Consider the following 22,402-nt stretch of genomic DNA (forward strand, 5'->3'; position numbering starts at 1 on the left):
CCGACTCTAGCGCCCCGGCTCGGTCATCGCCGGTGGATCGCTCGCCGGGAAGCTTTCGTCCAGTGCCTCGTCGAGCGCGGCCTCGTTCTTCGCGACGCTTTCCTTCATCCGCGCAGCCTGTTCCGGAGTTGCCGGAGGCGCGTATTTGGCCTTCCACTCGGCATAGGGCATTCCGCAGACGATGTCCCTGCCCTCGCCCCAATCCATCTGCTGCGGCGTGCCTTCGCTAGCATCGGCGATCCATTCTCCCAGGCAGTTGCGGCAGAAGCCGGCATACCCCATCAAATCGATGTTCTGAACGTCGGTCCGGTGCTGCAAATGACGCACCAGCCGGCGGAAAGCCTCTGCCGCGATGGCATCATCGAGCGTCTCAAGCGTTTTCACCTATGCCTCCACGGTTGATCCCGCAGCATTAGTGGCTAAGGGCAACGGCGTACAGTTCGAGGGATATGACAACGATGACAAAGGCCATCAGTCCGAGATCCCGCAAGGTGCGCGTGCTCGCCACGCTGGGACCGGCGAGCAACACCGCCGAGATGATCGAGCGGCTGTTCGATGCGGGCGCCGACGCTTTCCGCATCAATATGAGCCATGGCGACCAGGAATCGAAGCGCCCGGTGTTCGAGGCGATCCGCGGCCTCGAGAAGAAGCTCGGGCGGCCGACGACGATCCTCGCCGATCTTCAGGGACCCAAGCTGCGCGTCGGCAAGTTCGCCGAAGGCAAGGTGATGCTTGTCACCGGCCAGGAGTTCATCCTCGACCGCGATCCGGCCCCGGGCGACGCGACGCGCGTCGAGCTGCCGCACCGGGAGATTTTCGAGGCGGCCGAGGATGGCGCCCGGCTGCTGCTCGACGACGGCAAGCTGGTGCTGCGCGTGCTGAGCCACGGGCCCGACTGGATGAAGACGCTGGTCGAGGTCGGCGGCGCACTGTCGAATTCGAAGGGGCTCAACGTCCCCGACATGGTGCTGCCGCTCGCCGCGCTGACCGAGAAAGACCGCAGCGACCTCGCCTTTGCCTGCGAGATGGGCGCCGACTGGATCGCGCTGAGCTTCGTCCAGCGGCCCGAGGATCTGATGGAGGCGCGCCGGCTGATCGGCGGCAAGGCGGCGCTGCTCGCCAAGATCGAGAAGCCCTCCGCCATCGCCCGCCTCGACGAGCTGCTCGAGCAGTGCGACGGCGTGATGGTCGCGCGCGGCGATCTGGGCGTCGAGCTGCCGCCGCAATCGGTGCCGCCGATGCAGAAAAGGATCGTCGAGAGCGCGCGCCGCCTCGGCCGCCCGGTGATCGTCGCGACGCAGATGCTCGAATCGATGATCGAGAGCCCCTCGCCCACCCGCGCCGAAGTCTCCGACGTCGCGACCGCGGTTTACGATGGCGCCGATGCGATCATGCTCTCGGCCGAGAGCGCGGCGGGCAAATGGCCGGTCGAATCGGTCGCGATGATGAATTCGATCGCCGACGCGGTCGAGCGCGACCCGACGCATGGCGACCGCGTCCATTTCACCATCACCCGCCCCGATCCGACCACCGCCGACGCGCTTTCCGAAGCCGCGAAGAATATCGCCGCGACCGTCTCGGCCTCGGCGATCGTCTGCTTCACCTCCTCGGGATCGACCGCGCGCCGCATCGCCCGCGAGCGTCCCGCCGTGCCGATCCTGGTACTCACGCCCAAGCTCGAGACCGCGCGGCGTCTGGGCCTGCTCTGGGGCGTCCACGCGGTCCATACCCGCGATGTCGGCTCGTTTGAGGAGATGGTGGCGAAGGCCAAGCGCATGACGCTGCGCCATCATATCGCGGGCGCCGGGGACCGGGTGATCGTCTGCGCGGGCGTGCCGTTCGGGACGCCGGGATCGACCAATGTGCTCCATGTGGTCCGCATCCTGGGCGACGAGCTCAAGACGTATAGCGGGAAGAGCGATACGCCCGAGAAGGAGTGATCAGGCCAGCCCGAGCGCCAGCGGGTGGCCGATGAGTTGGCGGTCGCGCGTTAGGAGCTTCGCGCCCAGCCGCTGCGCGTGAATCAGCAGTTGTTCGTCGAAAGGATCGCGGTGGCGGGGCCTCACCGCCAGCGAGGTTGCGCAATCGGCTGGCGCGAGCGTGGCGAGTTCCAGTCCCTGCTGCTCGGCAAAGGCAATGGCGGCCATTGGCTCCAGCAGCTCATCGCGCGCTTCAGGCCTGGTCCGGTTCCACTTGATCCGCAGCTCCCAGAAATTGATCGAGGACACGAATGCACGGGTGCTCCGTCGGGCAATCAGCTCGGTTGCCTCGCTGCTCAACTCATCCGGAGCGCGGCTCATCCAGATCAGGACGTGCGTGTCGAGCAGCAGCCTCACTCGTTGGCGGGCTCATCGTCGAAATATTCGGGACCGAAGATTTCGCGCGTCCATGCCGGATCGTTGAACTCCTCGAGCCATTTGTCGTCGAGCGGACGACTGAGTGGCTTGTCGAGCCCCATCTCCTTGCGAATGCGTGCGTTGCGCTCCCAGAATCCTTCCTCGGGAACGGCTGGCTCGCGTGGTGGCCCAATTTCAGCGACGGCCTTGCCGTTCTTGGTGATGGTGACATGCTCGCCACGTTCGGCCGCATCGATCGCTGCGGCGAAATTCGCGCGGGCTTCGCGGACGGACATTTTCATGGAATGGGGCTCCAAATCGTGTACACCGTGTACACAACGGGCCTCGATCAGTCAAGGAGCCCCAGCCCCGCCAACTCCGCCCGGAGCGCCTCGGCACCGGTGAAGTGGATGCCCCGGATCCCCGCCCGCGTTGCCGCCTCGGCATTGGCGGGGACATCGTCGATGAACACCGCCTCGCCCGGGGCCAGCCCGAATCGCTCGAGCGCGAGCGCATAGATGGCGGGGTCGGGCTTGATCAATCTCTCGGTGCCCGAAACGATGATATCCCGAAAGCGGTCGAAGACCGCCGCCTCGCGGTCGCGGAACGGACCCCAGAACTCGCCCGAGAAATTGGTGATGCAGAAAAGCGGCACGCCCGCCGCATCGAGTTCTTCCAGGATCTCGACCGTTCCCGGCACCGGCCCCGGAATCGTTTCGTTGAAACGCTCCTGCCAGACCGAGATCAGGTCCGCATGCTCGGGAAATTGCGCGATCAGCTCGGCCGAGGTCTCGGCGAAGGGCCGCCCGCAATCATGCTGGAAATGCCATTCGCGCGTCAGCACGGTTGCCAGAAACGCGTCGAGCGCCCGACCGTCCTCGATCAGGCGCTCGTAGAGGAACCGGGGGCTCCACTGGAACAGCACCCCGCCGACATCGAAGATGACGGCACGGGGCCGGGTCACGCGGTCTTCAGCCCTGGCGGGCCTTGAAGCGGCGATTGACCTTGTTGATGACATAGATGCGCCCGCGGCGGCGGATCACGCGGTTGTCGCGATGCCGGTCCTTGAGCGACTTGAGTGAATTCACGATCTTCATGACCGATTCGCTTCTCGAATATTGGTGCTGGAAAAGAGGGGGTGCCCCTAAGGGCCATGTACGCCCAAGTCAAGGCAGCAAGGACGTTACGGAACCGACTCGGATGGACTCGTGTTTCAGCCGTGGAACGATCGTTCGCAGGACAGGAGACGCCCCGATGAAAGCCAGCCTCGCCATCCTTCTTGCCGCCGCGTTGCTCCCGGGCTGCACGAGCAGCGTGCGCCCGGGGCCGATCGACGTCACCCGCTTCCATCTCGGCACGCCGATCGCGGGCGATTCGATCGCGGTGGAGCCGCTCAACAGCTTCGCCGGGGTCAGCCCCGAGGACCAGCTCTATGTCGGCGCGGTCTCGGGGGAGCTGACCAGGCTGGGCTTCAGGCCCGGCGGGGGCGAGACCTCCGCCTTCATCGCCGGCGTCTCGTACAAGCATGTCTCGCACGGCACCGTCCGCACCCCGCCCCCGGTGACGATCGGGATCGGCGGCGGCAGCTATAGCGGCGGACGGCGCGGCGGCGTGGGCGTCGGGGTCGGCGGCGATGTGGGGGTGGGGATCGGCAGCCGCACGCTCCAGCTCGTCTCGACCGAGCTGACCGTCCAGATCAAGCGCCGCAGCGACGACACCGTCGTCTGGGAAGGCCATGCGATCACCGAGGAAGCGGGCGTCCAGCCCTCGGATACCGCCGCGCGGCTCGCAAAAGCATTGTTCAAGGGCTTTCCCGGCGAAAGCGGCATTACTATCAGGGTCAAATGAGCATCCAGATCAATTCCGGCTTCGACAGCGGCAATATCCGCGTGATCAAACAAGAGGGCGACCGCATCGACCTCGAGATCGCCAAGGATCACCTGTCGGACTTCTACCAATGGTTCCACTTCCGCGTTTCGGGCGCGAAGGGGCGGACGCTCACCTTCCGCATCCTGAACGCCGGCGGCGCGGCCTATGCGTTCGGCTGGCCGGGCTACAAGGCGCGCTGGAGCACCGACCGCGAGGCGTGGCGGACGACCGATTCGTCCTATGAAGACGGCGTGCTGAGCTTCACCAAGGCGATCGACACCGACCTGGTCTGGTTCGCCTATTTCGCCCCCTATTCGATGGAGCGGCACCATGATCTGGTGAGCCGCATCGCGCTCCAGCCGGGTGTGACGCTGCGCCAGCTCGGGGCCACGCTCGACGGCCAGCCGCTCGATTGCCTGACGCTCGGCACCGGGCCCAGGACCGTGTGGCTCTATGCCCGCCAGCATCCCGGCGAATCGATGGCCGAATGGTGGGCCGAGGGCGCGCTGGAGATGCTGACCGATGCGGGCAACGCCACCGCGCGGCTGCTCCGCGAAAAGGCGACCTTCCACATCGTCCCCAACATGAACCCGGACGGCTCGCGCCGCGGGCATCTGCGCACCAATGCGGCGGGGATCAATCTCAACCGCGAATGGCATGCGCCGAGCATGGAGAAGAGCCCCGAGGTCTTCCTCGTCCGCGCGGCGATGGACGAGACCGGAGTCGATTTCGCGATGGACGTCCATGGCGACGAGGCGATCCCGGCCAATTTCCTCGCCGGGTTCGAGGGCATCCCGAGCTGGACCGACGCACTCGGCGAGAAATTCTACGACTTCGCGCGGCGGCTGGCGGCGGCGACGCCCGAATTCCAGCTCGATCTGGGCTATGAGAAGTCCGCGCCCGGCCAGGCGAACCTGTCGATGTCGACCAACCAGCTGGCCGAGCGTTTCGGCGCGGTGTCGATGACGCTCGAGATGCCGTTCAAGGATCACGAGGCCAATGCCGACGCGGAATTCGCGTGGAGCCCCGAGCGCTGCAAGGTGCTGGCACGGGCCTGCCTCGAGACGCTGGCGGGGATGATCGACGAGATTTGAGATCAACCGCTTACGCCGACTTGCTCATCATCCAAAGATCGTTACGTTAACGTCATGGACATTCGCGAAGGCGGGCTCGATGACCCGCAAGTGATCGACCTGCTCCGCCTGCATGCCGCGGGAATGCTGGCCAATTCGCCGCCCGACAGCTGCCATTTCCTCGATCTGTCCGGGCTCAAGCGGCCCGACGTCACCTTCTGGTCGGCCTGGGAAGGCGGCGAGCTGCTCGGGATCGGCGCGCTCAAGCAGCTCGATGCCGGGCATGGCGAGATCAAGTCGATGCGGACCAGACCCGAGCATCTCGGCAAGGGCGTCGGCGCCCATCTGCTCCAGAAGATCATGGCGACCGCCCGCGAGCGCGGATATCACCGGCTGAGCCTCGAGACCGGATCGGGCGAGGCGTTCGACGCAGCGCACGCGCTCTATCGCAAGTTCGGCTTTTCGGAATGCGGGGCGTTCGGCGATTATCCCGAGGGCGATCCGTTCAGCCGCTTCATGACGCGGGCCCTCTAAAGGGCGTGACGTTTTTGCCGCACTGCAGCAATTTTTCGCGAGTGCAGTCGACAAGCGCGAATCCCGAATTCTAGGATAGCGCATTCATGCCGGGGGGCCGCTTGACCATCATCACCTTCTCACGCGCCACGCGCCGCACATTCTGATGGAAATTCGGGAAGGAGGGCTCGACGAGCCTGCGGTGCGCGATCTGCTGCGGATGCATCTGGAGGAGGTGCGCGCCAAGCCGACACCGGGCGGCGCGCATGTGCTCGACGCGATCGGGCTCAGGCAGAAGGACGTGACCTTCTGGAGCGCGTGGCGCGACGGCGAGCTGCTCGGCTGCAGCGCGATCCGAGAGCTCGATCCGGCGCATGGCGAGATCAAGTCGATGCGCACCGCGCCCGACCAGCTCCGCCGCGGCGCGGGCGTTGCGCTGATGACGCATATGCTGAGCATCGCCCGCGCGCGCGGCTATCGCCGGCTGAGCCTCGAAACCGGCGCGACCCCCGAATTCGATGCCGCGCAGGCGCTCTACCGCCAGCTCGGCTTCACCTATTGCGGCGCGTTCGGCGACTATCGCGAAGATCCGCTCAGCCGCTTCATGTCGCGGCCAATCTAGGGTAGCGGGACCCCGCACCGCGCGCGCCAAGGAGTTCCCATGCCCAGCCTCGTCCTGATCCGCCACGGCCAGTCGGCCTGGAACCTCGAGAACCGCTTCACCGGCTGGTGGGACGTCGACCTGACCGAGCAGGGGGTGAAGGAGGCCTGGGCGGCGGGCGAGCTGCTCAAGGCGAAGGGGCTCGATTTCGACCTGACCTTCACCAGCTTTCAGAGCCGTGCGATCAAGACGCTCAACCTCGCGCTCGAGGCGATGGGCCGGCTGTGGCTGCCGACCGAGAAGAGCTGGAAGCTCAACGAGCGGCACTATGGCGGCCTCACCGGGCTCGACAAGGCCGAGACCGCGGCGCTGCACGGCGAGGACCAGGTCAAGATCTGGCGCCGTAGCTTCGATATTCCCCCGCCGCTGCCCGAAGAGGGTTCGCCCTGGGACCTCGCCAAGGATCCGCGCTATCACGGCGTGCCGATCCCCCAGACCGAGAGCCTGAAGGACACGATCGCGCGCGTGCTGCCCTATTGGGACGAACGGATCGCCCCCGAGCTCAAGGCGGGCAAGCGCGTGCTGATCTCCGCGCACGGCAATTCGCTGCGCGCGCTCGTGAAACATCTGTCGGGGATTTCGGATGCGGAAATTGCGAGCCTGGAGATCCCGACCGGGCAGCCGATCGTGTATGAACTCGATGCCGGGCTAAACGCGACCGACCGCTATTATCTGAGCGAACGCTAGGGTCCAACGCCCCGGGCCGGCAACCGTCCCGGGATGTGAAAGTTGACACGAAGTTGACACTGGTCGGGCCCTTTCGCTCGCGGATATTGCGAAACGGAAAGTTAGGCGAAAGTCAGCCCAATACGCATATTTTTCGCGGCGCGATTCCCGAGGCTGTGCGCTTCGTTCGCTTCGTGAAGATCGACGGATTCAAAGAGCGGACGGACTGACCGGCAGCGCGATTCAAGCAGGCGAAATCCAACATTGCAAGGGCGCGGACCCTAGACCGACATCAGCGCGTCCAGGCTTGCGCTGCGCCACGTCACTTCGCGGGTGACCTTGATCTCCACCGCCTGCACCGGCTCGCCCGGACGGACCTGGATCAGCACCCGGTACCGCAGCGGCGCGCCCGAAGCGGGGAGCGGTGCGGGCAAGCGGGCATAGCACCAATGCGGATCGCTGCTCGATGCGCAGCCCTCGGCGCGATAGCCGGTGCCTGGGTCGATCAGCGTCATCGCCGCGGGCCGCTGGCCGATGACGCCCCCGCACTCATAGATTGCGACGCCGGCCTCAACGGGTTCTTCCAGCCGCTCGACATTGAGTGCGGAGGGCGCGCCATCGGATTTCCAGCCCGTCGAATTCTGGACGTTGATCACGCATCCGGTGCGGTCGTTCTCGATCACGCCGATAACGCGCTCGCTGCGATAGGGCCAGGCGAGCGCCACACCCCCGAGCACGAAGAAAAGCGCGATCCCGATCAGCAGCTTGCGCATCGCTCCACTCCCTTTCGCGCAAGGTGGCGTTGCCCGCGCGATAGTTCAACCGGCGTTGCCCTGAGCGCCCTCCCCCGCTAGGCAGCAGCCTCGTCTCGCGGGGAGCAGCGAAATGGCCGAAGCGCCGCTGGTCGGCATCATCATGGGCAGCACTTCCGATTGGGAGACGATGCGCCATGCCGCCGATCGCCTGGCCGAGCTGGGCGTGCCGCACGAGACCAAGGTGGTCTCGGCGCACCGCACCCCGCAGCGGCTGTTCGACTATGCCAAGGGCGCCGCCGGGCGCGGGATCAAGGTGATCATCGCGGGCGCGGGCGGGGCGGCGCATCTGCCGGGGATGGCGGCATCGATGACGCATCTGCCGGTGCTCGGCGTGCCGGTGGAGTCCAAGGCGCTCAAGGGGATGGATAGCCTGCTCTCGATCGTGCAGATGCCCGCGGGGATCCCGGTGGGGACGCTGGCGATCGGGCCGGCGGGCGCGGCCAATGCCGGGCTGCTCGCCGCGGCGATCCTCGCGGGCAGCGATGCTGCGCTCTCCGAACGGCTCCAGGCGTGGCGCGCGCGGCAGACCGACGGCGTCGCCACAGACCCTCAATGAAGGTGATTCCCCCGGGCGCGACGATCGGCATCATGGGCGGGGGCCAGCTCGGGCGGATGCTCGGCATGGCGGCGGCGCAGCTCGGCTATCGCATCCATGTCTTCGCCCCCGAAAGCGGGCCCGCCAACGATGTCGCCTCGGCCTTCACCCAGGCGGACTATGACGACGTCCCCGCGCTGATGGCCTTCGCCGCGGCGTGCGACGTGGTGACCTATGAGTTCGAGAATGTCCCGCTCGAGCCGCTGCGGCTGATCGCCGACACGGTGCCGGTGCGGCCGGGGATCAAGTCGCTCGAAATCGCGCAGGTGCGCAGTGCCGAAAAGGCGTTCGTCCGCGGTCTGGGCGGGCGCACCGCGCCGTTCGCGCTGGTCGAGACGGGCGCGGACCTGCCAGCGGCGCTTGCCGAAACGGGGGTGCCCGCGATCCTCAAGACGCTGCGCATGGGCTATGACGGCAAGGGCCAGGCGCGGATCATGACGCCGGGCGAGGCGGAGGCGGCGTGGGAGGCGGTCGCCAGCCAGCCCTCGATCGCGGAAGGCTTCGTCACCTTCAGCCACGAATTCTCGATCCTGATCGCCCGCCGCGAAGATGGCGCGGCTGCGGTCTATCCGGCGCCATGGAACGAGCATCGCGGCGGCATCCTGCATCGTTCGAGCGTCCCCGCGCCGCCCGAGATCGCGGCGCAGGCGGACGAGGCGACCGCGCTCGCCGGGAAGGTCGCCGGGGCGCTGGGCCATGTCGGCGTCCTCGCGCTCGAATTCTTCGCGACGGCGGACGGCCCCGTGTTCAACGAGATGGCCCCGCGCGTCCACAATAGCGGCCATTGGACGATCGAGGGGTCCGAGACCTCGCAGTTCGAAAACCATATCCGCGCGATCTGCGGCCTGCCCCTGGGCTCGACCGCGCTGGCGGGAAGCTGTGCCGAGATGGAGAACCTCATCGGCGAGGACGCCGCGCGTTGGGAGGAACTCCTCGCCGAACCCGGCGCGCATCTGCATCTCTATGGCAAGCACGAGGCTCGCCCGGGGCGCAAGATGGGGCATGTGACGCGGGTGGGGCGGTAGGTCCAGACCAGGTTACCCCGATTCTCCCAGTCTGCCGTCATCCTGAACTTGTTTCAGGATCCATTTCTCCAATCGCGATACCGCCGCTTGCTGCACCGTGGATGCTGAAACAAGTTCAGCATGACGAAAAGAAAATGGGCCCGCCTCCTTACGAAGGCGAGCCCCTTTTCGAACCCCGAGCGGGTAACCCTCAGCCCACCCGCGTCCCCGTCAGCGGAAACGCGCCGAAGGCGCCCGCGGTCACGGTGCCGGTGATCGTGTCGCCGTCCACCGTCGCTTCGCCGTCCAGCGTCATCGGCATCGGCACGGTGATGTCGAGCTTCCAGGTCAGCTTGTCGCCATCGACCTTGCCGTCCTTCACCTCGGTCGTGCCCATCGCGCCCGAATAGGTGCCGGTGAAGCTGTCGCCCGAGCTGGCGATGGTCAGCGTCGCCTTCTGGTCGCCCATCGGCGATTTCACCAGCGTGTCCCAGGTGCCGTCAACATTGGCCATGATCATTCCCTCTCCGAATCAGTGAGGCTTGGCGGGGGCCAAAGCCGTTGCCGGGATGACCTCCACAGGCAGGCCGAGGCTGTCAAGCTGCGGCTTGACCTTCGCCGCGTCGCCCACGACCACCCAGACGAACCGGTTCGGGTCCAAAGTCCCGCGTGCCGCAGCGTCAAGCTGGCCCGGATTCATCGCGCGATAGCGGCCGGCGAGCGTTTCATAATAATTGTCCGGCCGGTGGCGGATGTCGTTGGCCTGCATCGCGCCCAGCACCGCGTCCGAGGTTTCGAACGATCCGGCCAGCTGGCGCGTGTCGCCGTTGATCGTGCGTTCGAACTCGGCCTGGGTGATGCCCTTGGTCGTCAGGAAATTGGTCACCTCCATCCTGAGTTCGACGATCGAGGCCCCGGTCTTGTCGGCCTGGACCGGCGCCGAGATGACATAGGGCACGGCATGCTCGTACCAGTTGAAGCCGCCGCGCGAGCCATAGGACCAATGCTTGCCCTCGCGCAGGTTCATGTTGATCCGCGAGAGGAAGCCCGAGCCGAGCACCTCGTTCGAGGTGATCACGTCGAGCAGGTCCCCGGTCGGGGTCAGCGAGGTCAGCTGCGCCCCCATGATCAGCGACTGGGGCGAATCGGGCCGATCGATCAGGATGATCCGCGGGCTCACCTGCACCGGCGCGGTTTCGAACGCCTTGGTGCCCGGCGCGCCGGTCCCCTGCCACTTGCCGAAGCGCGCCTCGAGCGCGGGCTGGACCTCGCTCAGCGGGCGATCGCTGATCACGAAGATCTTGGCCTTGTCGGGCCGGATCCATGCCTGGTGGAAGCCGACCAGATCCTCGCGCGTCAGCTTCGCCACCGCCGCCGGATCGCCGCTGCCCGCCGCCAGCTTGGCATAGGGCGAATTGCCGTAGATCAGCTTGGGCAGCTGGCGCCCGGCAAGCCCCTGCGGCCGGGTCAGCTCCTGCTGGATCCCCGCCAGCAGCTGCCCGCGCACCCGCTCGATCTCCGCCGGGGCGAAGGCCGGATGCTGGACGACATCGGCGAACAGATCGAGCGAGCCCGCCAGATTGGGGCTCGGCGTGAACAGGCTGACATAGGTTCGGTCAGCCGAATTATCGGTGCTGATCCGCGCGCCCAGCCGCTCCTTCGCCTCGGCGATGCCGATCGAATCGAGGCTGGTCGTGCCCTCGTCCATCACCGACAAGGCGAGCGACTGGAGCCCGAGCTTGTCGTCGGGATCGGCCACCACGCCCGCGTCGAAGCTGATCACCACCTGTGTGATCGGCACCGCGGTGCGTTGCGCATAGATGACCTCGACGCCGTTGCTCAGCCGGGTCCGGGTGATGTCCGGAAAATCGAGATCGCCGATCGTGCCGACCCCCGGAAGCGGCCCGCGCGTGCCCTTCACGGCCGGCGTGTTGTCCACCGCCGCCTTCGCGACCGGCGCGGCCTCGGTATAGGCCTCGCGCGCGCCGGGCTCGACGGTGAGCGTGTAGCTGGGCTTGGTCAGCCAGCGCTTGCCCGCGGCCTGGACCTGCGCCGGGGTGACCGTCGCGAGCCGGGCCAGCACCTTCTTGTAGAAGCCCGGATCGTTCGAATAGAGCGCGCCCGAGGCGAGCGCGACGGCCTTGCCGCCGAACCCGCCGACCGATTCCAGCCCGGCGATGCGGCCCGAAATGCTGTTGGTCGCGACGCGCTTCACTTCGTCCGCGGTCGGCCCCTTGGCGAGCAGATCGGCGACGATCTCGTCGAGCCGCCTGATCACCAGCGCGGGATCGACCCCCGCCTTCACATCGACCACGATGCTGAAGATGCCCGCCTGCGACAGCGCCTGGTTGCCCGCGCTGACCTCGACCGCCAGCTTCTCCTTGCGGACCAGCGCATTGTCGAGCCGCGAGCTCGAAAGCCCGCCGAGAACGCCCGCGAACACGTTGAGCGGCACCGCGTCGGGATCGTTGAGGCTCGGCACCGGCCAGGCGCGATAGATGCGGGTATTGGCGACGCGGTCCTTCATCGTCTCGGACCTGGGCGCCGCAAGCGGGGTGACGGTGACGCTGGGCAGCACGCTTTCGGGCCCGCGCGGGATCGCGCCGAAATATTTCTCGACCAGCTTGCGCGCGGTGGCGGCATCGATATCGCCCGCGAGCACCAGCACCGCATTGTTCGGCCCGTAATGCGAGCGGAACCAGTTCTTCACATCGTCGAGGCTGGCGGCGTCGAGATCGGACATCGAGCCGATCGGCGAATGGCTGTACGGCGTACCCTCGGGGAAGATGCCCTTGAGCAGGCTGTAATAGACGAGGCCATAGGGGTTGTTGTCGCCCTGGCGCTTCTCGTTCTGGACGACGCCGCGCTGCTCGTCGAGCACGCTCTGGGTGATCGCGCCGGTGAGCCAGCCCATCCGGTCGCTTTCGAGGAACAGCGCGCGGTCGAGCGCGGGGGTGGGCACCGTCTCGAAATAATTGGTGCGGTCGAAATCGGTGGTGCCGTTGAAATCGGTCGCGCCGACCTGGCGCAGCGGCTCGAAGAAATCGTCGGGTGCATTCTCCGAGCCGTTGAACATCAGATGCTCGAACAGATGCGCGAAGCCGGTCTTGCCGGCGGGCTCATGCTTGGAGCCGACATCGTACCACACCGAAACCGCGACGATCGGCGCCTTGCGGTCGGTATGGACGATCACGCGCAGGCCGTTGGGCAGCGTGAATTGCTGATACGGGATGTCGATCGCCTTCGCGAGCACCGAGACCGGCACCGGCTTGGCGGCGGGGCGCGCGGTCTGGGCCTGGATCGGCGTGGAGGCGACGGCGAGCGCGCAGGCGACTGCGCCGCAGAAGGTCAGGAAGGATTTCATGCGAGGGAATCCCGGAAAGGCTGTGATTGGGACGGAGAATAGCGCCGCGCCGGGGGTCCGCAATCGAAACTGTGTTGCCGGAACATGTCGCCTTCCCGGCCTTGGGCTTTTGCTCTAGCCTCGCCCGGTTCTCGCGTTCCTCCCGGGGGTCCATCGATGCGCATCTCGTTGTTTTTCGCTGCTCTTTCGTTCGCCCTCGCTCCACTGGCCGCCCATGCCCAGGTCGCTCCCGACGAGCCGGTGTTCAGCCCGCTCGCGGTCAAGGCGCATGTCGATTTCCTCGCGAGCAACGAGCTGGAGGGCCGCAACGCCGGCACGCGCGGGCATGAGGTCGCGGCGCGCTATGTCGCCACCCGCTTCGAGTCGATGGGGCTCAAGCCCGGTGGGCCCGACGGCAGCTGGTACCAGATGGTGCCGCTCGCCGATTATGCGCTCGATCCGGCCAAGCCCGCGACGCTGAGCGTCGGCGGCAGGAACTTCGCCAACGGCACCGACGTGCTGATCGCCCCCTCGCCGCGAAATGGCAACACCACCCAGACGGTGAGCGCGCCCGCGGTGTTCGCGGGGTACGGGCTCGAAAGCGACTATGCCGGGCTCGATGTGAAGGGGAAACTCGTCGTCGTGCTGTTCGGCGTCCCCAAGGGGCTGAGCACCGAGGCGGCGCGGGCCGCCGCCCAGACCGAAAAGGGTCCGATCGCGGGCAGGCACGGCGCTGCCGGCCTGATCTACGTCCTCACCCCGCAGGACGAGAAGCGCGTCTCGTGGAATTCGGCGCGCGGCTATTTCCTGGGGGCACAATCGACCTGGCTCGGGCCCAATGGCTTCCCGCAGGGAGTGGATCCGGGCGTGGCGATCGGCGCCTATGCCAATGCGGGCACCGCGCGCGCGATGTTCGAGGGCGCCGCGATGAGCGCCGACCAGGTCTTCGAAGCCGCGGCCGCGGCCGACGGCAAGGTGACGGGCTTTCCGCTCAAGCAGCCGATCAGCCTCTCGCGCACCAGCAAGGTCACGATCGTCAACAGCCCCAATGTGATCGGCATCCTCCCCGGATCCGATCCCAGGCTGAAGAGCGAATATGTCGTGCTCTCGGCACATCTCGATCATGAAGGGATCGACTCGACCCTGCCGGGCGAGGACAAGATCTATAACGGCGCGATGGACAATGCCGCGGGCGTCGCGACGATGCTCGAGGCTGCGCGCGCGTTCGCGGAAAGCAGGAAGCCGCCCAAGCGCTCGATCCTGTTCGTCGCGCTCACCGCCGAGGAGGACGGGCTGATCGGCTCGCAATATCTCGCCAAATATCCGGTGGTGGGGCCGGGCGGAAAGGTCATCGCCGACGTCAATCTCGACATGCCGATCCTGCTCTACGACTTCAAGGACGTGGTCGCGTTCGGCGCCGAACATTCGACGCTGGGCCCCATCGTCGAGCGCGCGGCGGCGCGGATCGGGGTGACGCTCTCGCCCGATCCGATGCCCGAGGAACAGCTCTTCGTCCGATCGGACCATTACAGCTTCGTCAAGGCGGGCGTGCCCTCGGTGTTCCTCGTCACCGGCTTCGCCAATGGCGGCGAAAAGGCGTTCCGCGATTTCCTCGCGCACAATTATCACAAGGTTTCGGACCAGACCGACCTGCCCTTCGACTGGGCGGCGGGGGCCAAGTTCGCGCAGATCAATTATCTGATCGCCCGCGAGATCGCCGACGGGCCCGAAGCGCCGCGCTGGTATGAGGGAAACAGCTTCGGCGACCGCTTCGCGCCGGGGCAGCCGCGGGCGCCGCGGCCGGCGGCGAAGCCGTAACTCCCTCTCCACTTGGGGGAGAGGAAAGGGGCCCGCGCCGAAGGCGTGGGAAGGGTGAGGGTTAGGTCGGGAAGGTGGCGAGGTCGCTCTACCCTTCGCGCCTTCCCGACCTAACCCTCTCCCCAGCCCTCTCCCCCAAAGGGGAGAGGGAGTTTAGGGCCGATACCGCCGCTCAACATGCCCCTTCAGCTGGGCGGGGAAGAACCGCACCGGCTTGAACCGGTGCCCGACGAACATCGCCGCCTGATCGGTATAGTGTTTCGACCCCGGCCGCGTGACCGCCGCCCCGAAGGGCTGGACCGATTCCGAATTGACCCGCCCCGAACGGTCCCAGGTCACCACCATGATGAAACTGTCGCCATGCTTGATCAGCAAGCGCCCGTCGGGTGCCTCGTCATAGCTGGTCGCGGCGCGCAGCGCGTCGGGGCCGCCGTCCATCGGCAGGTCGACATTCCCCTGCCGCAGCCGGATGAAATCGCCCAGCGGCACGTCGAGCCGCCCGAAATGCTTCTCCAGATAGCTCGCCGCCTCGGCCAGCACGGTGCGCGGATCGGGTTTGGGCTTGCGGTCGTAATGCCAGCGATTGGGGACGCGCAGGATCGAGAAGGCGAGACTGTCGGCGGGGCCCTTGCCGTCATAGTTCCAGTCCCACCGCGCCAGCAGGTCGTGCGCCTTTTGGAGCAAGGGATCGCCCTTGGGATCGACTGTCAGCAGCTCGGCATACCAGCGCCCGAGATAGCCGGTCCGCGCGACGCCGCTGTCGAACTTGATCGCGATCAGATCGGCATAGGAAATCGACCCGTCCGCCCCCATCAGCTCGAGCGCGCGGCTGCCGCGGTTGGTGGTGTCGGTCTCGACCCCCAGCAGCGGCGGCTGTGGCGGGATTTCGAACCCCTCGCCCGCCGCCTGATAGGGCGAGTTGTTGGCGTTGATCAGGAAGCCCGAACCCGGGTTGATATTCCGCGGGATCATCGTCCACGGCACCGTCCCCGGCAAATAGGCCTTCGAGGTGTCGCCGGGCAGCACCTTCGAATAGTCGAATCCCGGCTGCCGGTTCGGGAAGGCCGCGTTGTAGAAATAGGCGATGTCGCCCTCGGCATCGGCATAGAGGAAATTGGTCCCCGGCACCCCCTGGATCGCCATCGCCTGCTGCCACTCGGCGAAATTCCGCGCGCGGTTGATCCGGTAATATTGCTCGACCATTTTCAGCTGGTCCGCCCCGGCGTAGCGGAGCGCCCAGGCACCGCCGGCATTCTCGACCACCGGTCCCTGCACCGCGCGATAGACGGTCTTGGGCACCGGAAGCACGAACGGCCCCCACAGCTTTACCGGCAACCAGACCGTATGTTTTTCGAGCGGCCGCCACGCCCCGTCATAGCGATACTGGTCGCCCGCCGGATTGAGCACGAGCTTGTAGACGTCGATCAGATCGGGCCGGTTGACCGTATTGGTCCAGCCGAGATGCTCGTTGTGCCCCATCAGCGGATAGGGCGCGCCGGGGAAGGTCGCACCCGCGAAATGCCAGCCCGTCTTCGACTCCACCACCAGCTCGTACCAGGCGGCGCCCCCGCGCCAGGGCTGGTGCGAGTTCGAGACCATCCGCGTCGTCCCGTCCGCCGAGCGCTTCGGCGCGACGAGGAAGGCGTTCGAGCCATTGTCGGTCCCGTTGGGCCCGATCGGCGTGACATTGGGCGCATCGGGCGCAGGCCCCGCGCTCTCGACCGGCAGCGGCTTGTCCCCCGCGAGCGACCCGAGCACCGCGTCGAGCCCGAAGAAGAAGGGCGAGCGCACCACGAATCCCGTCGCGACATCCTCACCATTGACCGGAAACAGTTTGGCGAGGCGGATCTCGCCCGGATGCTTCTCGGCATAGCGGTTGAGCCCCGCCGCATAGCCGTCGAGCAGCGCGCGCACGTCCGCCGGCTGCTTCATATAGTCGCGCTTCACCGTGTCTCGCGCGCCGAGCAAGGCCACCACGAAATCGGTCTTGGCGCCGTCCGCCCCGTTCATCGCGCCGAGCCGTCCGCGCGTCATCGCGAGCACTTCCTGCAGCGTCGCGAAATCGTCCTCGGCATGGGCGTAGGCGATGCCGTAGGCGACATCGGGATCGGTCGCGCCGAAGATATGCGGCACCCCGAACTCGTCGCGGACGATCTCGACATCGTATTTGTGCTCGGGCGGCGGGGCCATGCGCGTGGCAAGCAGCGGCTCCCATGTGGCGAGGCCGAGCCCTACGAGGAAGAGCAGCGCGACCAGCGTCAGGCCGATGCGGCGGAGCCATTTCACCGCGGTTTCTCCGGCGCATCCGCGCTATATTGCTCGTTGCCGATGAAGCCGAGCTTGCCAACGCCGCTCCGTTTTACAACCCGCAGCACCCGATCGACGCATTGATAGCTGGTGTCGGGATGCGGCTGGAAATAAAGCTCGCGCCCCTCGCGGCCGACCTGCACGAGCAGGGGGCGGAGCTGAGCAAGCGTCACCACACGCCCTTCGAACCGAACCACGCAGCCTGGTTCGGTCGTTAGCGATACTGGCTTCGCCTCAGAGGTTTGCATCGCCAGCGATAGCGCCGCAGATATTAGGAACATTCCGCATCCCCCTTGTGTTGCCATTGTGCAACACCATCTCTTGGCCGCAAGCGTAACAGGGACCGCCATGAATCTCGACAAATTTACCGACCGCGCCAAGGGCTTCCTCCAATCGGCGCTGACCGTCGCGATCCGGATGAGCCATCAGCGGATTTCGCCCGAGCATCTGCTCAAGGCGCTGCTCGAGGACGATCAGGGCATGGCCGCCGGGCTGATCCAGGCCGCGGGCGGCGATGCAAAGACCGCACTCGCCGAGACCGACGCTGCGCTGGCGAAGATCCCCGCCGTCTCCGGCGGCGGCGCGCAGCAGCAGCCGGGTCTCGACAATGATTCGGTCCGCGTGCTCGATTCCGCCGAGCAGCTCGCCACCAAAGCGGGCGACAGCTACGTCACCGTCCAGCGGCTGCTCCAGGCGCTTGCCCTGTCGAACGGCGCCGCGGGCAAGGCGCTCGCCGCTGCGGGCGTCAAGTCGCAGCCGCTCAACGAGGCGATCAACAAGATCGGCGGGGGCCGCCCGGCCGATACCGCCTCCGCCGAGGACCGCTACGACGCGCTCAAGAAGTTCGCGCGCGACCTCACCGCCGATGCCCGCGCGGGCAAGCTCGATCCGGTGATCGGCCGCGACGAGGAGATTCGCCGCACCATCCAGATCCTCGCGCGCCGGACCAAGAATAACCCGGTGCTGATCGGCGAGCCCGGCGTCGGCAAGACCGCGATCGCCGAGGGCCTCGCGCTGCGCATCGTCAATGGCGACGTGCCCGACGGGATCAAGGATCGCACGCTGATGGCGCTCGATCTGGGCAGCCTGATCGCGGGCGCCAAATATCGCGGCGAATTCGAGGAGCGGCTCAAGGGGGTGCTCGACGAGGTCAAGGCCGGCGAGGGCGACATCATCCTGTTCATCGACGAGATGCACCAGCTGATCGGCGCGGGGAAGACCGAAGGGGCGATGGACGCGGGCAACCTGCTCAAGCCCGCGCTCGCGCGCGGCGAGCTGCATTGCATCGGCGCGACCACGCTCGACGAGTATCGCAAATATGTCGAGAAGGACGCCGCGCTCCAGCGCCGCTTCCAGCCCGTCTTCGTCGGCGAGCCCACGGTCGAGGACACGATCTCGATCCTGCGCGGGCTCAAGGAGAAGTACGAGCTGCACCATGGCGTGCGGATCACCGACGGCGCGATCGTCGCCGCCGCGACGCTCTCGAACCGCTACATCACCGACCGTTTCCTGCCCGACAAGGCGATCGACCTGATGGACGAGGCGGCAAGCCGCATCCGCATGGAGGTCGAGTCCAAGCCCGAGGAGATCGAGACTCTCGACCGCCGCATCATCCAGCTCAAGATCGAGCGCGAGGCGCTGCGCAAGGAGAAGGACGATGCGTCGAAGGACCGCCTCGCGACTCTCGAAACCGAACTCGCCAATCTCGAGCAGCAATCGGCCGAGCTGACCACGCGCTGGCAGGGCGAGAAGGACAAGATCGCGGGCGAGTCCAGGCTCAAGGAGCAGCTCGACGCGGCGAAGCTCCAGCTCGAACAGGCGCAACGATCGGGCGATCTCGGCAAGGCGGGCGAGCTGCAATATGGCACCATCCCCGCGCTCGAGAAGCAGCTCGCGGATGCACAGCAGCACACGAGCAACGCGATGCTGCGCGAGGAAGTCACCGCCGAGGATATCGGCGGCGTGGTCAGCCGCTGGACCGGCATCCCGATGGACAAGATGATGGAGGGCGAGCGCGAGAAGCTGCTCCACATGGAGGAGGAGCTGGGCCGCCGCGTGATCGGCCAGGCCGATGCGGTGAAGGCCGTATCGACCGCGGTCCGCCGTTCGCGCGCGGGTCTGCAGGACCCGAACCGCCCGCTCGGCTCGTTCCTCTTCCTCGGCCCCACCGGCGTCGGCAAGACCGAGCTGACCAAGGCGCTCGCCGAATTCCTGTTCGACGATCCCAGCGCGATGGTCCGCATCGACATGAGCGAGTTCATGGAGAAGCACAGCGTCGCCCGGCTGATCGGCGCGCCTCCGGGCTATGTCGGATATGAGGAAGGCGGGGTGCTGACCGAGGCCGTCCGCCGCCGCCCCTATCAGGTCGTGCTGTTCGACGAGGTCGAGAAGGCGCATGGCGACGTGTTCAACGTGCTGCTCCAGGTGCTCGACGACGGGCGGCTGACCGACGGGCAGGGCCGCACCGTGGACTTTTCGAACACGATCGTGATCCTGACCTCGAACCTGGGCAGCCAGTTCCTCACCAATCTGGGCGAAGGCCAATCGGTCGAGAGCGTCGAGCCGCAGGTAATGGAGGTCGTGCGCGCGCATTTCCGCCCGGAATTCCTCAACCGGCTCGACGAGATCATCCTGTTCCACCGCCTCGCCGCCGAGCATATGGCACCGATCGTCGACATCCAGATCGCCAGGCTCGGCAAGCTGCTGGCGGACCGCAAGATCCGCATCGAGCTGACCGACGCCGCGCGCGCCTGGCTCGGCCGGGTGGGTTACGATCCGGTCTATGGCGCGAGGCCCCTGAAACGGGCCGTGCAGCGCTACCTTCAGGACAAGCTCGCCGACCGCATCCTGCGCGGCGAGGTGAAGGACGGATCGACAGTGACGGTTGATGAAGGCGATGGCGAGCTGAAGCTCAGCGTCGCCTGACCCTTGCTTCTGCTCCAGGAAGGGACGTTACCGGGGCGGCGCGACGTCGAACGCCACGGTCAGGCGCTCGCCCTGGGCGAACGACACGGTGCCGTGCCACAGGGTCGAGGGGAAGAGCACGAGCCGCCCCGGCCTGGGCTCGATCCAGCGCAGCGGTGGCAGGTCGAGCCCCAGCGAGGCCTGCGGCGCGCCGAGCTGAAGCCAGCCTTCATGGCCGGGGCCCGGCTCGGGCAGGGCGATATAGAGCGCCGAACTCAGCCAGCCCATCGGATGGACATGGTTGATATGGCGCCCTGCCCCGCCAAGCCGCACCGACCAGCTGCCCGAGAAGCGCACCCTCCGGTCGCGCCGGAGCGCGAGCACCGGGTGCGCCGGATCGGGCGGCGGCAGCCCGGCGATATGCGCCTCGACCGCGTCCACCATCGCCGCCCTGAGCGCGCATATCTCGGGTTCGATGCGGGTGAACAGCATGCCGTCGGTCTGGGTACCGCCACGCACCGACTGGTCCATCGGCGCCGCGCGCGCGAGGTGCAGACCGCGCAGCAGCCCGGCCAGCCGGTCGAGCGGCGGAAGCTTGTCGGCCAGATCGATCACCGACACGAGCCGCGGGTCCTCGAGCCAGCCGAGCCGCGGATCGCCCGCGAGCCGCCAGCCGATCGCGGCATAGGGCCACATTAGCGCCGCCCCCTCCCGCACCGCCCAGCGCTCGATCAGCGGCAACGCCGCCTCCACGCGCCCCGTCCTCAGGAAATGGCGCACGCGGCGCACCGCCACGACCGGGTCATCGCCATCGGGAATCCGTGCGAACAGCGCATCGGCGCCGGCCGCGTCGCCGGTTTCGGACAGGGCGATCGCCTCGCCAAGGTCGAAGCCATGCTCTCCGGCCGCTGCCCGCGCCCGCCGCGCGGCCTCGCCCATCTCGGTAAAATGCTCGCCTTGGCTCAAAGTGTCGATCAGCGCCTGCCAGAGGGTGACGTCGCGCGGCCGGGCGGCGAGCGCGCGCTCGATCGACGCGGTGGCCGCGTCGCGCTGCCCCATCATGCTGCGGATTCGCGCAAGAGCATGGTGCCCGTGGAGCCAGCCGGGGCTCTCCACCAGCACCGCGTCGAGATCGGCGATCGCGCGCGCGCCGTCCCCCGCGGCGACGCGCGCCGCCGCCATGCACTGGAGGACCTCGCTGTTCCGCGGCACGAGCCGGTCGGCGGCCTCGAACAGCGCCACCGCATCGAGCCCTGCCTCGAAGGCGACGAGCGCGCGGCCAAAGGCGATCGACGGGTCGTCCGGCGCCAGCGCCGCCGCCTTGGCGAAGGCCGCCAGTGCGAGCGCATATTCGTCGAGCGCGCGATGGAGCGACCCGCTCCATTGCCACAGCCGCGCATCGGTCCGCGCCCGCGCCGCCGCTTCGGCGAGCACCGGCGCGGCCTCCGCCTCCTCGCCGCGCTCCAGCGCCTGCCGCGCCAGCACTGCCAGGTCCTCGGTCATGGCTGGCGCGGCGGCTCGAAATTCTCGCGGCGCCAGATCGGGTCGGCGGGCTCCTCGGGATCGGGGATGGCGAAATCGAGATAGCCGAAATGGGTCGCGATCCGCCGCTCGCCCGGATCGGTGATCGCGGTCCGCCCGTGCATGAAGCGGGTGTTGTCGAGCATCACCAGATCACCCGCCTGCCAGCCGACCGGCACGCTCAGCCGCTCGCCCGCCGCCTGGATCGCCTGCAGCCATGCCTCGGGCACCGGGCGGCCATCGTCGAGTACGGGATGATCGCGGATGCCGCGGGTGAAGCGCGCGAAGAGCAGGAAATTGCCGAAGGCGGGCGCGGCCGCGAACATCGGCTTGTGGAGCGCGGGACGCGTGAAGAAGCGAAGCACGCCGCCATCGGGAAGCCGGCGGAATTGATAGGGACAGCCCGGCGGGGGCGAAGCCAGATCGGCGTCGCCGGGCGTCGCGGTGCCGAGCCAATAGGCGAGCAGTTCCGGCCAGACGGGCTTGTAGTAGACGAGTCGGCGGCCCTCGAGCCCTTCGCGGACCTCCGCGGGAAGTTCGCGAACCATCGCGATGCCGTCGCACAGGGTCGTCTGCCCGCCATGGCTGGGCGCCGCGAGACAGGCGAAGAAGGCGACGTCCGGCTTCCATGGTTCGCGCGACAGCTCGGGATGGAGCGCGAAGGGGCCTGTGCCGCCATCGACCGAATGGATATTCGCCGCCATGTCGATCGGCGTGCGGCCGCGGCTCTCATTGACGACCGAGGTCCTGCAATATTGCTGCGCAAAGGCGCCGAACTGCGCGACATCGACCCCGAAGCCGCGGAAGAGCAGCGCGCCATGCGCCTTGTAGAGATCGGTCACTGCGGCCGGATCGAGATCGAGGATGCCGCCCTCTCCCGCCGCTTCGACGATCACGTGCGGCTGGCCGGGGGCGGGCAAATGGACGACGGGCATGGCCGCACGGATAGCCGCCCCGCCGCGCCCAAGCTATAGCCT

22 protein-coding genes are annotated in these 22,402 nt (G+C 67.2%); 10 read left to right on the top strand and 12 right to left on the bottom strand.

Annotated elements, in window-relative coordinates; translation table 11 throughout:
* Nucleotides 1-6 precede the first annotated feature (6 nt).
* On the bottom strand, nt 7-384 hold the full coding sequence (locus OF829_RS03275; RefSeq protein WP_264938516.1) for a DUF1244 domain-containing protein: 378 nt from the start codon (nt 382-384) through the stop codon (nt 7-9).
* Nucleotides 385-458: 74 nt separating this feature from the next.
* Here OF829_RS03275 and pyk point away from each other — a divergent pair, with 74 nt between their 5' ends.
* Entirely contained in the window at nt 459-1,940 is a 1,482-nt protein-coding gene (pyk, locus tag OF829_RS03280; RefSeq protein WP_264938517.1) for a pyruvate kinase, read from the top strand.
* Here the strand turns inward: pyk and OF829_RS03285 are convergent, their stop codons facing one another.
* The 4 genes from OF829_RS03285 to ykgO are packed head-to-tail and all read right to left on the bottom strand — an operon-like array spanning nt 1,941 to nt 3,433.
* Nucleotides 1,941-2,336 carry a type II toxin-antitoxin system VapC family toxin gene (locus OF829_RS03285; protein ID WP_264938518.1) on the bottom strand — a complete coding sequence of 132 codons (396 nt, stop codon included), beginning with the start codon at nt 2,334-2,336 and terminating at the stop codon, nt 1,941-1,943.
* The gene (locus OF829_RS03290; RefSeq protein WP_264938519.1) at nt 2,333-2,638 is read right to left on the bottom strand and encodes a type II toxin-antitoxin system Phd/YefM family antitoxin; all 306 of its coding nucleotides are present in this window, start codon (nt 2,636-2,638) and stop codon (nt 2,333-2,335) included. The genes OF829_RS03285 and OF829_RS03290 overlap by 4 nt, the downstream gene beginning before the upstream one ends.
* A 47-nt stretch (nt 2,639-2,685) precedes the next feature.
* A complete protein-coding gene (locus OF829_RS03295; protein ID WP_264938520.1) occupies nt 2,686-3,300 on the bottom strand; it encodes an HAD family hydrolase in 615 nt (204 codons plus the stop codon).
* Between the two features lie 7 nt (nt 3,301-3,307).
* Nucleotides 3,308-3,433, bottom strand: a complete 126-nt coding sequence (gene ykgO, locus OF829_RS03300; RefSeq protein WP_264938521.1) for a type B 50S ribosomal protein L36 — start codon at nt 3,431-3,433, stop codon at nt 3,308-3,310.
* Nucleotides 3,434-3,590: 157 nt separating this feature from the next.
* Here ykgO and OF829_RS03305 point away from each other — a divergent pair, with 157 nt between their 5' ends.
* The 5 genes from OF829_RS03305 (at nt 3,591) to gpmA (ending at nt 7,139) form a co-directional block, all read left to right on the top strand.
* A complete protein-coding gene (locus OF829_RS03305; RefSeq protein WP_264938522.1) occupies nt 3,591-4,184 on the top strand; it encodes a hypothetical protein in 594 nt (197 codons plus the stop codon).
* Nucleotides 4,181-5,299 (top strand): M14 family metallopeptidase, encoded by a 1,119-nt coding sequence (locus OF829_RS03310; RefSeq protein WP_264938523.1) that lies wholly within the window; start codon nt 4,181-4,183, stop codon nt 5,297-5,299. The genes OF829_RS03305 and OF829_RS03310 overlap by 4 nt, the downstream gene beginning before the upstream one ends.
* A gap of 54 nt (nt 5,300-5,353) precedes the next feature.
* Nucleotides 5,354-5,812 carry a GNAT family N-acetyltransferase gene (locus tag OF829_RS03315; RefSeq protein WP_264938524.1) on the top strand — a complete coding sequence of 153 codons (459 nt, stop codon included), beginning with the start codon at nt 5,354-5,356 and terminating at the stop codon, nt 5,810-5,812.
* A gap of 145 nt (nt 5,813-5,957) precedes the next feature.
* Nucleotides 5,958-6,413 (top strand): GNAT family N-acetyltransferase, encoded by a 456-nt coding sequence (locus tag OF829_RS03320; RefSeq protein ID WP_264938525.1) that lies wholly within the window; start codon nt 5,958-5,960, stop codon nt 6,411-6,413.
* A 39-nt stretch (nt 6,414-6,452) separates the two neighbouring features.
* The gene (gene gpmA, locus OF829_RS03325) at nt 6,453-7,139 is read left to right on the top strand and encodes a 2,3-diphosphoglycerate-dependent phosphoglycerate mutase (RefSeq protein WP_264938526.1); all 687 of its coding nucleotides are present in this window, start codon (nt 6,453-6,455) and stop codon (nt 7,137-7,139) included.
* A gap of 260 nt (nt 7,140-7,399) precedes the next feature.
* Here gpmA and OF829_RS03330 read toward each other — a convergent pair whose 3' ends face one another.
* On the bottom strand, nt 7,400-7,891 hold the full coding sequence (locus OF829_RS03330) for a hypothetical protein (RefSeq protein ID WP_264938527.1): 492 nt from the start codon (nt 7,889-7,891) through the stop codon (nt 7,400-7,402).
* A 112-nt stretch (nt 7,892-8,003) separates the two neighbouring features.
* Between OF829_RS03330 and purE the strand changes: the two genes are divergently transcribed.
* Both purE and OF829_RS03340 read left to right on the top strand, forming a co-directional pair.
* Nucleotides 8,004-8,489: a 5-(carboxyamino)imidazole ribonucleotide mutase gene (gene purE / locus OF829_RS03335; protein ID WP_264938528.1), complete on the top strand. Its 486-nt coding sequence runs from the start codon at nt 8,004-8,006 to the stop codon at nt 8,487-8,489.
* Nucleotides 8,486-9,553 carry a 5-(carboxyamino)imidazole ribonucleotide synthase gene (locus OF829_RS03340; protein WP_264938529.1) on the top strand — a complete coding sequence of 356 codons (1,068 nt, stop codon included), beginning with the start codon at nt 8,486-8,488 and terminating at the stop codon, nt 9,551-9,553. Before purE ends, OF829_RS03340 begins: the two co-directional genes overlap by 4 nt.
* A gap of 190 nt (nt 9,554-9,743) precedes the next feature.
* Here OF829_RS03340 and OF829_RS03345 read toward each other — a convergent pair whose 3' ends face one another.
* Together OF829_RS03345 and OF829_RS03350 are read right to left on the bottom strand one after the other, a co-directional pair.
* Nucleotides 9,744-10,046 carry a hypothetical protein gene (locus OF829_RS03345; RefSeq protein ID WP_264938530.1) on the bottom strand — a complete coding sequence of 101 codons (303 nt, stop codon included), beginning with the start codon at nt 10,044-10,046 and terminating at the stop codon, nt 9,744-9,746.
* An 18-nt stretch (nt 10,047-10,064) separates the two neighbouring features.
* A complete protein-coding gene (locus OF829_RS03350) occupies nt 10,065-12,896 on the bottom strand; it encodes a M16 family metallopeptidase (RefSeq protein WP_264938531.1) in 2,832 nt (943 codons plus the stop codon).
* Nucleotides 12,897-13,052: 156 nt separating this feature from the next.
* Between OF829_RS03350 and OF829_RS03355 the strand changes: the two genes are divergently transcribed.
* A complete protein-coding gene (locus tag OF829_RS03355) occupies nt 13,053-14,693 on the top strand; it encodes a M20/M25/M40 family metallo-hydrolase (protein ID WP_264938532.1) in 1,641 nt (546 codons plus the stop codon).
* Between the two features lie 153 nt (nt 14,694-14,846).
* On the opposite strand, the gene OF829_RS03360 is transcribed toward OF829_RS03355, so the two are convergent.
* Together OF829_RS03360 and OF829_RS03365 are read right to left on the bottom strand one after the other, a co-directional pair.
* A complete protein-coding gene (locus OF829_RS03360; RefSeq protein ID WP_264938533.1) occupies nt 14,847-16,979 on the bottom strand; it encodes a penicillin acylase family protein in 2,133 nt (710 codons plus the stop codon).
* Nucleotides 16,976-17,197 carry an ExbD/TolR family protein gene (locus OF829_RS03365; protein ID WP_264938807.1) on the bottom strand — a complete coding sequence of 74 codons (222 nt, stop codon included), beginning with the start codon at nt 17,195-17,197 and terminating at the stop codon, nt 16,976-16,978. Before OF829_RS03365 ends, OF829_RS03360 begins: the two co-directional genes overlap by 4 nt.
* 151 nt (nt 17,198-17,348) lie before the next feature.
* On the opposite strand from OF829_RS03365, the gene clpB reads away from it, so the two are divergent.
* A complete protein-coding gene (clpB, locus tag OF829_RS03370) occupies nt 17,349-19,925 on the top strand; it encodes an ATP-dependent chaperone ClpB (protein ID WP_264938534.1) in 2,577 nt (858 codons plus the stop codon).
* A 27-nt stretch (nt 19,926-19,952) separates the two neighbouring features.
* Here clpB and OF829_RS03375 read toward each other — a convergent pair whose 3' ends face one another.
* Both OF829_RS03375 and OF829_RS03380 read right to left on the bottom strand, forming a co-directional pair.
* Nucleotides 19,953-21,407 (bottom strand): 2OG-Fe(II) oxygenase family protein, encoded by a 1,455-nt coding sequence (locus OF829_RS03375; protein ID WP_264938535.1) that lies wholly within the window; start codon nt 21,405-21,407, stop codon nt 19,953-19,955.
* The gene (locus tag OF829_RS03380) at nt 21,404-22,360 is read right to left on the bottom strand and encodes a TauD/TfdA family dioxygenase (RefSeq protein ID WP_264938536.1); all 957 of its coding nucleotides are present in this window, start codon (nt 22,358-22,360) and stop codon (nt 21,404-21,406) included. The genes OF829_RS03375 and OF829_RS03380 overlap by 4 nt, the downstream gene beginning before the upstream one ends.
* Nucleotides 22,361-22,402: the final 42 nt, after the last annotated feature.

It is taken from the genome of Sphingomonas caeni (assembly GCF_026013415.1).
Classification (GTDB): domain Bacteria; phylum Pseudomonadota; class Alphaproteobacteria; order Sphingomonadales; family Sphingomonadaceae; genus Sphingomonas; species Sphingomonas caeni.

What these genes read in the sequence shown, in the direction of transcription:
- pyk (WP_264938517.1), top strand. Translation starts at nt 459, where the DNA reads ATGACAAAGGCCATCAGTCCGAGATCCCGCAAGGTGCGCGTGCTCGCC.
- OF829_RS03290 (WP_264938519.1), bottom strand. Translation starts at nt 2,638, where the DNA reads ATGAAAATGTCCGTCCGCGAAGCCCGCGCGAATTTCGCCGCAGCGATC.
- ykgO (WP_264938521.1), bottom strand. Translation starts at nt 3,433, where the DNA reads ATGAAGATCGTGAATTCACTCAAGTCGCTCAAGGACCGGCATCGCGAC.
- OF829_RS03305 (WP_264938522.1), top strand. Translation starts at nt 3,591, where the DNA reads ATGAAAGCCAGCCTCGCCATCCTTCTTGCCGCCGCGTTGCTCCCGGGC.
- OF829_RS03310 (WP_264938523.1), top strand. Translation starts at nt 4,181, where the DNA reads ATGAGCATCCAGATCAATTCCGGCTTCGACAGCGGCAATATCCGCGTG.
- OF829_RS03315 (WP_264938524.1), top strand. Translation starts at nt 5,354, where the DNA reads ATGGACATTCGCGAAGGCGGGCTCGATGACCCGCAAGTGATCGACCTG.
- OF829_RS03320 (WP_264938525.1), top strand. Translation starts at nt 5,958, where the DNA reads ATGGAAATTCGGGAAGGAGGGCTCGACGAGCCTGCGGTGCGCGATCTG.
- gpmA (WP_264938526.1), top strand. Translation starts at nt 6,453, where the DNA reads ATGCCCAGCCTCGTCCTGATCCGCCACGGCCAGTCGGCCTGGAACCTC.
- OF829_RS03330 (WP_264938527.1), bottom strand. Translation starts at nt 7,891, where the DNA reads ATGCGCAAGCTGCTGATCGGGATCGCGCTTTTCTTCGTGCTCGGGGGT.
- purE (WP_264938528.1), top strand. Translation starts at nt 8,004, where the DNA reads ATGGCCGAAGCGCCGCTGGTCGGCATCATCATGGGCAGCACTTCCGAT.
- OF829_RS03340 (WP_264938529.1), top strand. Translation starts at nt 8,486, where the DNA reads ATGAAGGTGATTCCCCCGGGCGCGACGATCGGCATCATGGGCGGGGGC.
- OF829_RS03345 (WP_264938530.1), bottom strand. Translation starts at nt 10,046, where the DNA reads ATGGCCAATGTTGACGGCACCTGGGACACGCTGGTGAAATCGCCGATG.
- OF829_RS03350 (WP_264938531.1), bottom strand. Translation starts at nt 12,896, where the DNA reads ATGAAATCCTTCCTGACCTTCTGCGGCGCAGTCGCCTGCGCGCTCGCC.
- OF829_RS03355 (WP_264938532.1), top strand. Translation starts at nt 13,053, where the DNA reads ATGCGCATCTCGTTGTTTTTCGCTGCTCTTTCGTTCGCCCTCGCTCCA.
- clpB (WP_264938534.1), top strand. Translation starts at nt 17,349, where the DNA reads ATGAATCTCGACAAATTTACCGACCGCGCCAAGGGCTTCCTCCAATCG.
- OF829_RS03375 (WP_264938535.1), bottom strand. Translation starts at nt 21,407, where the DNA reads ATGACCGAGGACCTGGCAGTGCTGGCGCGGCAGGCGCTGGAGCGCGGC.
- OF829_RS03380 (WP_264938536.1), bottom strand. Translation starts at nt 22,360, where the DNA reads ATGCCCGTCGTCCATTTGCCCGCCCCCGGCCAGCCGCACGTGATCGTC.